5 protein-coding genes and 5 pseudogenes are annotated in these 10,213 nt (G+C 42.4%); 6 read left to right on the top strand and 4 right to left on the bottom strand.

The annotated features are described in order from the left end of the window. Positions 1-51 precede the first annotated feature (51 nt). Both HWQ58_RS16260 and HWQ58_RS16255 read right to left on the bottom strand, forming a co-directional pair. A complete protein-coding gene (locus tag HWQ58_RS16260; protein ID WP_292864389.1) occupies positions 52-2,127 on the bottom strand; it encodes a recombinase family protein in 2,076 nt (691 codons plus the stop codon). An 11-nt stretch (positions 2,128-2,138) separates the two neighbouring features. Beyond that, complete coding sequence (locus HWQ58_RS16255) at positions 2,139-2,579, bottom strand: hypothetical protein (protein WP_292864386.1); 441 nt, start codon at positions 2,577-2,579, stop codon at positions 2,139-2,141. 39 nt (positions 2,580-2,618) lie between these two features. On the opposite strand from HWQ58_RS16255, the pseudogene HWQ58_RS16250 reads away from it, so the two are divergent. The 6 genes and pseudogenes from HWQ58_RS16250 to HWQ58_RS16225 all read left to right on the top strand — a co-directional run. Continuing rightward, positions 2,619-3,452 (top strand): annotated as a pseudogene (locus HWQ58_RS16250) (reverse transcriptase domain-containing protein); the annotation flags it as partial. Positions 3,453-3,539: 87 nt separating this feature from the next. Continuing rightward, a pseudogene (locus HWQ58_RS16245) lies at positions 3,540-4,175 on the top strand (ATP-dependent helicase); the annotation flags it as partial. Positions 4,176-4,367: 192 nt separating this feature from the next. Continuing rightward, positions 4,368-4,994: pseudogene (locus HWQ58_RS16240) on the top strand (ATP-dependent helicase); the annotation flags it as partial. 69 nt (positions 4,995-5,063) lie between these two features. Continuing rightward, positions 5,064-5,451 (top strand): annotated as a pseudogene (locus HWQ58_RS16235) (four helix bundle protein). A gap of 79 nt (positions 5,452-5,530) precedes the next feature. After that, positions 5,531-6,844 (top strand): annotated as a pseudogene (locus HWQ58_RS16230) (DEAD/DEAH box helicase); the annotation flags it as partial. A gap of 77 nt (positions 6,845-6,921) precedes the next feature. Further along, a complete protein-coding gene (locus HWQ58_RS16225) occupies positions 6,922-8,181 on the top strand; it encodes an AIPR family protein (protein ID WP_292864383.1) in 1,260 nt (419 codons plus the stop codon). A gap of 181 nt (positions 8,182-8,362) precedes the next feature. Here the strand turns inward: HWQ58_RS16225 and HWQ58_RS16220 are convergent, their stop codons facing one another. Next, positions 8,363-9,265: a DUF4351 domain-containing protein gene (locus tag HWQ58_RS16220; RefSeq protein WP_292864381.1), complete on the bottom strand. Its 903-nt coding sequence runs from the start codon at positions 9,263-9,265 to the stop codon at positions 8,363-8,365. A gap of 267 nt (positions 9,266-9,532) precedes the next feature. After that, complete coding sequence (locus HWQ58_RS16215; RefSeq protein ID WP_292864379.1) at positions 9,533-10,198, bottom strand: hypothetical protein; 666 nt, start codon at positions 10,196-10,198, stop codon at positions 9,533-9,535. Between the last annotated feature and the right edge of the window lie 15 nt (positions 10,199-10,213).

Here is a 10,213-nt window from a genome sequence, read left to right as displayed (position 1 = left end):
ACAAGGTCAAGATTACAGGATTTCCGCTCTTCTCTAGTAAGTTTTGCCACGCTAGGATTTAACTGGTACGCGGCGGATTTTTTCACGTAAAGTTTCTAAAACTTTGGGTGTGACTATATACCACCAAGGACTTCTAGGAGTTTCTTGGAATGCCTGAATAATTCCTTTGTCTCGCCAGTAATAGACAGTATGAATTCCAACACCAAGTTTTTCAGCCAGGGCACTGGTGGAATAATAACCTTCTGGACTAACCCCTAAGTGTGCTACTTGTGGATTACTTAAAGGCTTTTCAATCCCAAACTTCCAACGAATCCAGGCGACACCTTTTTTCGTAAAAGCACGCCCAGTACCACCCACCAAACCTCGGCGATTCAGTTCATAAGCAATTTCGCTATCAGTTCTACCCACAGCTAATTCTTCAATGAGCTGAATGACTTGGTTGGGTGTTCGGAATTTTTCTGCATTTGTTGGGCGTGTCGCAATCAACTCACTTGTAACTCCTGTATGCCAGAGTATTTGGACACGAGTGGAACGAAAGGGAGCATCTATTGGGGTGATAGCAACTTGTTTTACTAACAACCCTAGTATCTCTTTACGCTCAAGGTTCGTAGTAGTACTGGCGTGCCAAAGTGTGGGAATATCGTTGGCTAACTGTAAAATTTGTTGCCGTTGCACTGCTGTTAATTCCAGGCGTTGTACAAGACGTGCTTTTTGGTATGCCTCTTCTAACTCTGCTAACTGTTGTAATTTTTCATTCCATCGCCTTTCTAGTGTACGGGCTACTAAACGATTTTCTGGCTCGGTTGCATCATATTGTCGAAAAGCTCTGTCAGCTTCGTAACGTGCCCTTTCCAGTCGCAGTTGCCATGTTTTATCTGCCTCGTCTGCAATATTTTCAAGTTCAGATAGCACAGCAAGGGAAATGTCTAGTTGCTCGTCCGTAAAAGCTGACAGCACATGAGCCGAAACAGCTGTATCAATTGCTGCTCCCGCAACGCTCCAACAAGCACCGACGCTACCATCAAGTTTACGAGCTTGGGTACATTCGTAAGCTGCTCTACAACCACCAGTACCGTGGTAGCGAGGACTCATCCGACGACCGCATTTACCACAAATTACTAAACCTTGGAGGAGAGCAAAGCCCTCTCTAGGTGTGCCTGGACATCCATCTGATGAAGAAATTGGGCAATTGCGTCTGAGTCGCTCACAATTAGATAAATATTCTGGCCAACTAATGTAAGCTTCATGAGCGTTGTGGATGATTACTTTCCATTCTTCTTGGGGTAGTTGCTGGATTTTAACCTTCTTTATTTGCCCAGCCTCAATTACATTAAAACTGCGTCGTCTACCATATACGTATGTTCCTGTGTAAGTTGGGTTGTGCAGTAGGGCAGTTATACGACTCAGGTTGGCTGGCCCCCAATGAAGTGTACCAATATCTCCAGGTCGCCAACGTCTTCTTGGGAAAGGAATTTGGTTTACACAAAAGTAGCGCATCACCTTAAACGCCGTTCTCAGTTCGCGGAACTTTTGAAAGGCTAACTGTATTGCGGCAACTACACCTTCATCTGGGTCTAGCACCAATTTACCTTCTGGGTCGTAGACATAGCCAGTAGGTGGAGAACAGCGCAACTCTCCTTTTTTAGCCTTATTGAGTTTGGCTCCTTGTAAGCGTAAGCGCATACCATGTAGTTCCGTGTGGCTCCAAGTTCCCTTAAACCCCAGTATCACTCGGTCATTAAAATCATTTGGGTCGTAAATCCCATCGTGGTCAATTACTAAGGTATCTGTAAGGGCACAGATATCTAAAAGTTTATGCCAATCTGCTTGGGAACGAGAAAATCTTGAGGCTTCTAGAGCCAAAACAGCCCCCACCTCCCCTAAACCAACAGCAGCCATTAGTCGATGAAAATCTTCGCGTCCTGTTGTGGTTTGACCACTTTTACCGAGGTCACTATCCAATACTTCAATTTGACTCTTGTCCCAACCCAAGGTTAATGCACGGTCAGCTAGGGCATATTGTCTCTCAGTACTTTCACGGTGAAATTCTACCTGAGTGGGTGTTGACTGTCTTAAATACACAACAGCACGGCGTTCCAGATGGGTTGAACTAATTTTATTATTCATCTGGTTTACTCCTAGTTATCGCTTTCTCTGTCTGTTGATTGGAGAGTATTTTGTCCACTAACCGTGCTGTTAGTTTGATCAGGCGACTTAGCCTTTCTTCGTTTTTGAGTTGAGCGGTTGCTAGTAGATGCTTTTTTCTCATTTTTTTTCTTGTATTCGACTTCAATATCATCAAGAACACAAGAAGATTCGGACGTTATAATTTGCGATCGCCGAGCTACCCATTCGCTTAATCGCAGTAATTTCTCTGGTAAAAACTTCCCGACTGTTTGGACAGTGAAAGCTTGCTGTGTCCATAGGTCGGTTTCCGTTGCTGGTAGAGACAAAAATCCTCCTAATGGACTTTCTACAGTTACTTTAGTCTCAATCCCTACTTTGCGAATTTGCTGTATTACAACTGACTGACCACATAACGGGTGGATGGGATTGGTGATGGTGACACAATTTCCCAAAAGTGACTTGAAGTTATGTGCAGTCTTACTATATTGTTCCCACTATTAGCTAATATCGCACTCAACGGGATTGAGAGTATACACAGATACAAAGATAAAAATAGTCGCTGGAAAGAACCATCAATCCGATACGCGGACGACATGGTTATTATACTCCGACCCGAAGATGATGCGACAGAGGTACTTGAAAGAATCAGCGAGTTTCTCCGCAAACGCGGAATGAATGTAAGCCAAAAGAAAACCAAAGTTACCGCCGCGACAGATGGGTTTGATTTCCTCGGCTGGCACTTTAAAGTCCAGATAAATGGAAAGCTTAGAAGCATTCCCTCAGTGGATAACTACAAAGCATTTCGTAAGAAAGTAAAACACATCGTCAACAACTCGAATTATGGTGCTACCACAAAGGCTGAGAAACTAGCCCCGGTAGTTAGAGGTTGGAGAAATTACCATAAGTTCTGCAAGATGGACGGGTCTAGAAACTCGTTATACCACATTGAAACAAGAGCCTATAGGGTATTCAACAAGGAAACCAAGCAAAATCGCTACTCTAGTAAGAAACTACTAGACAAAGCATTTCCAACAGTTCCCTACTCCGAACACAAACACGTCATGGTCAAAGGAATAAAATCCCCCTATGACGGAGATACAACCTACTGGAGCGAACGAAAAAGCAAGCTCTACGACGGTGAAACCTCTAAAGCTCTTAAAAAGCAAAGCCATAGATGTGCATCCTGTGGTTTGAAGTTCATTGATGAGGAACGGGTTCACCTGCATCACATCGACGGAAATCACACCAACTGGAAGAAAAATAATCTTGAAGCAATTCATGAGAGTTGCCACGATTACAAACACATGAGCAAAAGCGCAAGCTGAGAACATCGGAAGCTGGGTGCGGTGAAAGTCGCACGCCCAGATTTAACTGAGAGGTGCGGGGAATAATATCCCCCATCGACTCAACCTAGTTGTATTGAGGTATATAGTGAAGGCTATTACGGGAAAGTTGATTATACCTTCGGAGAAAAAGCCATCTCTGCTTTAATTGGACACCCGTTGGTTTTTTGGGAAGATACACCTAATATCCGTGTAGAAATTGTCAAGGGAGAACCGGAACTACTGGTTAAAAAAGGGAAACTTGATCGTCTCACCTTGGAATTTTCTCCCAAATTACCAGAATCACAGAATATTCTGCATATCAAAGAAACCCCAACCCGCATCAAAGTCATTGAAATTACTGCTGAACACAGACGCATTGCTGAGATTATTGGTAAAGATAATAAATTAAATGTACCTGCCTTCGCCGAAAAGCAAGTTTTGGCAGCGATTAATGCTGTCTCTAGTATCGTCACCGTACATTCTGATATTGGTGGCGGCTCAGAAGGAGCAGAAGAAGTACCCGCCCAGACTCTACCCCATATTCACCTTTTACCTGCCAATGCCGGCTTGAAAATCAGCCTTTTGTCGCGCCCCTTTGCCCAAGGTGGCCCCTACTACCGTCCTGGTACAGGTGGTGAAACGGTAATTGCCGAGATTGACGGGAAACGTCTGCAAACCAGACGAAATCTACCCCAAGAGAAACAACTTGCTAAAGCCGCCATAAAAGGGGAGCAATGCGATTTTGTGAGGTAGGCAAGCAGGGGAGGCAGGGGAGGCAAGGGAGGCAGGGGGAGAGAAAGAAATCAAGTATATTTTAGAAGATTCTAGTAGCAAAAATTACTAATTTTTCTTTACTCCCCCTGCTCCCCCTGCCCCCCCTGCCTATTTCACGAGGATCTCACTTTTTCGCGTTGCTCCCCCATAAAAGCCTGTCCCACCTTGACGCAAACTGAAGAACAAGATGGTGAATGGGTTATAGCTGACCCAGAAGACTGTTTAGAATTGCTGCTAGAACTACAAGCACTGGAAAGTAGCGTAGTCATAGAATGGCCACAAGGAGAAAAACTGCGTGTTAGCCACAATGCCGACCTAAAAGACTTTAATTTATCAATTCAACGTCAGCAAGACTGGTTTGCAGCCACTGGGGAGTTGAAATTGAATAACGACCTAGTGCTAGATATGCAGCAACTACTAGAACTATTAGAGAAAACCCCCAGCCGTTTTATCCCCCTTGGTGATGGTCAATTTCTGGCTTTAACTCAAGCTTTTCGGAAACGCCTCGACGAATTACGGATGTTTTCGGAAAAGCATAGTTCATGTATTCGTTTTCATCCTTTGGCAACATTAGGGTTAGAAGATTTTGTCGATGAGGTAGGTAAAGTAAAAGCAGATAAACATTGGAAGGCACATAGAGAGCGGCTTAAGGAGGTGCAAAACCTCCAGCCGGAACTGCCATCTACACTTCAAGGAGAACTACGTGACTACCAGATGGAAGGTTTTTGTTGGCTGGCGCGGCTAGCACATTGGGGTGTAGGTGCTTGTTGGGAGCAATGCGATTTTGTGAGATCATCTTAAAGACAGCAGGGGAGCAGGGAGCAGGGGGCAGGGGGAATGGAAAAAGAACCAATAAAAAGTCATGAAGACTTGGAAGTATATAAAATGGCATTTGATGTAGCCATGAAAATTTTTGAGCTGTCAAAGAAGTTTCCCATAGAGGAAAGATATTCGTTGACTGACCAAATTCGTAGATCATCACGCTCTGTTTGTGCAAATCGCAGCAGTTGCGTGGAGAAAGCGTCGTTATGAGGCAGCTTTTATCGCTAAATTGAATGATTCTGAAGCAGAAGCAGCAGAAACTCAGACTTGGCTGAAATTTGCTGTCAAATGTAGTTATTTAGACGTTGATACAGGCAGAGAGCTTTATGGAGTTTACAACCGAGTTTTAGGGATTCTAGTAACCATAATCAATAATCCATCTCCTTGGCTCATAAAACGCTAATTTCTAATCCCCCTGCTCCCTGCTCCCTGCCCCCTGCCCAAACGAAGCGAGGCATCTCACAAAATCGCATTGCTCCCGTGCTTGTTTAGCAGACCAAATGGGACTTGGTAAGACCTTGCAGGCATTGGCGGTCATTCTCAGAAACGCCCATGAGGGGCCAACCCTAATAATTGCGCCGACTTCCGTGTGCATGAATTGGGTGAGTGAAGCGCAGAAGTTTGCCCCAACTCTGAATATTATTCAATTTTCTGGTGCTAACCGCCAAAAATTATTGGATGGGTTACAACCGTTGGATATGTTGGTATGCAGCTATGGTTTATTACAGCAGGAAGAAGTAGCGCAAATGCTTTCTGGTGTACAGTGGCAAACCATTGTTCTGGATGAAGCCCAGGCGATTAAAAATATGACTACTAAACGTTCTCAGGCAGCTATGAACCTAAAATCTAATTTTAAGTTGCTGACTACTGGGACTCCCATTGAGAATCACCTGGGTGAGTTGTGGAATTTGTTCCGTTTTATTAATCCTGGGTTATTGGGTTCATTTGAAAGCTTCAATCAACGCTTTGCTACCCCCATTGAAAAATATCAGGATAAACTTGCACGTAATAAACTCAAAAAACTTATTCAACCATTTCTGTTGCGGCGCACAAAAAATCAAGTACTAGAAGAGTTGCCATCTCGCACCGAAATTCTCCTTCATGTGGAATTAAGTCGAGAGGAAAAGGCATTCTATGAAGCGTTGCGCCGTCAGGCCATATCTAAACTTACCGAAAGTGATGCAGAAGCAGGAAAGAAACATTTGCAGGTTTTGGCTGAGATTATGAAACTGCGCCGTGCTTGCTGTAATCCTAGTTTGGTTATGCCTGATACGGAATTATCCAGTTCCAAGTTGCAACTTTTTGGTGAAGTATTGGGTGAACTGCTGGAAAATCGTCATAAAGCGTTAGTGTTTAGTCAGTTTGTTGACCATTTGCACATCATCCGCGATTACCTCGAACAGCAAGGTATTAATTATCAATATTTAGATGGCAGTACTTCAGTGGCAGAGCGCAAAAAACGGGTCGATGCATTCCAAGCTGGTTCAGGGGATGTCTTTCTGATCAGTCTCAAAGCAGGGGGGACAGGACTTAATCTGACTGCGGCTGATTATGTGATTCATACAGACCCTTGGTGGAATCCCGCAGTCGAAGACCAAGCCTCAGATCGCGCCCATCGCATTGGGCAACAACGCCCTGTTACTATTTATCGTCTAGTAGCAAAGGATACTATTGAAGAAAAGATTGTGCAATTGCATCAACACAAGCGAGATTTGGCAGACAGCCTCTTGGAAGGTGCTGATATCAGTGGTAAGATTTCGACGGAAGCCTTGTTACAGTTGATTAGTGAAGGATAAGCTGTCCTGCTTATATAATTTTAGATTTTTGATTTCCTGATTGCACAAGTTCAAGATTAACTCAACTCTAATCAACTATGCCCAAGACTTGGAACATTAAGATAGATAACTATTTTCAAGCCAACCCAAACTGCATCATCGCCACCGCCCATGTAGACAGCTTCCCGATAGACCTGCCGCTAGAACCGAACATCCGGGAACCGAACCGCAAAAGTGCGACCTACAGACAAATCTTCGATTCACTGACAACCGAACCTGCAAAATTCTTCTCGCGTCACAGTGGAATCGTTCTGTCAGCTAATATTGCTAAACCTGTTAAGAACAAAACTGAACTGGAGCTAGAAGTTTTAGAAGCTAACGAGGGAGGTAGCGACGGTATTATCAACGGAGGACATACAGTTTTAGCTTTTGAGCAAGCGAAAAATTACAAATATGACCTAACCGAAGCTAGAGTAAAAGTTACGATCCACATTGGACTGACTGAAGAATCAGCCAAAGATATAGCCCTGGCCTCCAACACCACAACGCCAGTAGATTCTCGCTCCAAAGTCAACGCTAGGGGTGATTACAAATTCATCAAGCAGTATTTAGCCCAGTTAGAACAGAAAGAAGATAGAAAATTCCGCATTGCCTATTATCAAAACCAAAGCGGCGCTCCCAGAAATGCCCAGTGTAATGTGAACCATTTGTTGAAGTTGATTAACTGCCTCGATAGAAATAGATACAACCCCGACGGCAATAAACGAACCAAACACCCAGCAGGGATGAGTCCCCCATCTAACATCACAGACACGGAAAGGGAAAGATTAACCGCCTTACTGCCTCTCTTGACTCATGCTCTATGGATAGAGCAAAGACTCTATGAAATAATCCAAGAACATATCAGCAACCCTAGAAGAAAGGGTGCTAACGACTTAGCATCAATTGATATACGTAAAACGACGTTATTGCCTGACAGCAAGTATTCATTCGGGTTTGGTGCGCCAACTGACCTTGCACTACCGATAATTGCATCATATCGGGTATTTCTGGATAAGGACTATAAATGGATTCTGCCGTTTAACGAATTCGCTGAAGATTTCCTCCAACACTTGTGGACGAATTATTTCCGCAAATACTTGGTATCGGAGAAAACAGCAGGCAATACAGTCGGCACAAAAATTAGCCGCAATCAAGAGATTTGGGAAAGTTTGTATATTTCGGCGCAGAGTTATCTAAATCAGCACTTGGTGAAAATGGTTAACTCCAGTAAGCAAGAAGAAGAATCGAAGGTGACACAAGGTACAAACAAGAGGGCAAAAGGTAAAAATGATGGTGCAACTACTGTTCTGAGATAGCTTTTTATCGTTCGATTGACTCACTGTAAACTTCGTCGTAAAGCCTTCGGCATAGCTACGCTTAGGGCGCAGCCTAAGAAGAGAAGTTGCGCTCACGGCGAAGCCTTTCCCCTTGCCCCAAACCTCCTTTATAAGAGCGCATCGACTTTCCAGGTAAGAGATAATAGCACAAGCTTTTTATTTAGAGATTTTGGTCTAACCAAGTTTCTAAATCAGTGAGGGATGAAAAATCTAAAAAGGCTTCTCCTAAAGTCTCCAATTGGTCAGTAGATAAACCTCGAATTCGCTCAAATACTGAAGAGTCAATCTCACCAAAGCGATGATTTAGTTGACGTATAATTAAACGTTCTTCACCTTGTTTAATTCCCTCTACTTGTCCTTCCTGTCTAGCTTGTTCTCGGTCTTGTTGATAAAGTGGTGCTAATCGCATAACTAACTCCCTGTCATCTGATTCTTCAATTTGAGACATTACCAAGTTCTGCTGTAAATTGTACAGTAATTCTAGCGTGGCTCTCCGAAACGGGTGATTAGATGATAGCGCTTCTAATTCATCAATAGCCTGCCTTTGTACTTTCCCTCGACCGAGAATTCTTAGCCATAAAGTTTCTTGAGTACGTGGCAATTGATGAATTACAACGATAGCTGTTCGCAAATACTCCCCCATTAAGTATACTCCAGACACCCAATTAGATGCTTGAATTGCACTAAAACCTGAAAGTATTCTCACAGATACGGTTGGAGAAAGTATCCACAATTTCGGAATTTCTAATTCTTTAATAGAGATTTTATTGCGGTTAGCTTCGCGTTGTAAAGCACCTCTTACTTCCAATAGTTTCAGCAAACAATCACAGATTTCCTCCTCAGAGGCAGGATTGCGAAATGGTTCAAAAATAGCAGGTGTAGCTGCAAATCTCCCCAGAATTCCTAGCATCTCTAAATTATTAGCTTGTTGGGCAGGAGAAAATAAAACATCAATTTCTCTAATCTCACCAGCTACACGGCTAGAAGCTTTTACTTCCCCATAAGGTTTTAGTAACTCTTCCAAATAGTCTTTAGCAAATTGGTCATGAATAAATCGAGTCATTTAAATTACTATGGAAGTTATTTATTCTAATTAATATTTTATCTCTTTTTAGAGCAGCTTTTAAAAATGCAAGCGCTCCAATTTTACATTTTCCCATATTTAATACTGAAAATATCAACAATGCCTATTCTCCAGGCTTATCAGCTAAGAAAGTCTTTTTCTAGGCTGATTAAATTAGCATTAAAGTTATATCTTTGAGTAGTAGATAATGATTTACTCCGTATTAGTTTGCTTAAGCTCCGGCGATTGTTGCCAGAGCTAGAAGATTCATTTTAGCTTTTGATAGTCTTGAAAAAAGCGATTCAAATCACCTAAAAGTTGACAAAACAAACTTTTGTTTTCATAAGTGCCAGTAGCATTCTCCCAAGAATCGCAAATTCTTGGGCTAGTAATCGGCAAAATCAAAACGGATAGAGCCGCAATTAAAGGCACAATTAAGATAAGGTTTCGGGCATCATTGATTAAATTACCAACTTCGCTCAGAATAGGTAACTCGTATTGATGACGATGTGTAATTAGTGTATCCTTGCTTTTCTGTGGTTGAGTTTTTTGCTCTTTTTCTAAATTGAGGTTGGGCTGGATATCTATCTCAATAATATTTTTATTGACTACTTCAATTGCCTTCACTAAATCATCTATAGGTTGTCCATTTTTGGCACGAGTGACAAGTATTGCTTCAAGAATTATTAATCTTGATTTGGAAGTTAACAGTATAGGCATCTGTTGATTAGCTTCATTGATGAAATCCTGTTGTTCTTTGAGAAACTTACTAGTCTGCATATTATTTAGCCACTGTTTTTGAACTATTAGTTCGCGTTCTGATAGTTTAAAGCTTTGAGAGAGACTGTTAATAAAGTTAACAACACTTGTCGTTAATTTTTCTAAAGAGCTTGAGGCTTTTGAGGGGGAGTTGCTTTGATTCTTGTCTTGCATAAGTTATTCAACAAA

It is taken from the genome of Nostoc sp. LPT, assembly GCF_017115165.1.
GTDB lineage: Bacteria > Cyanobacteriota > Cyanobacteriia > Cyanobacteriales > Nostocaceae > Nostoc.
Note: the sequence above shows the minus strand (reverse complement) of the source record. Positions and strands in the feature narration are given on the sequence as shown.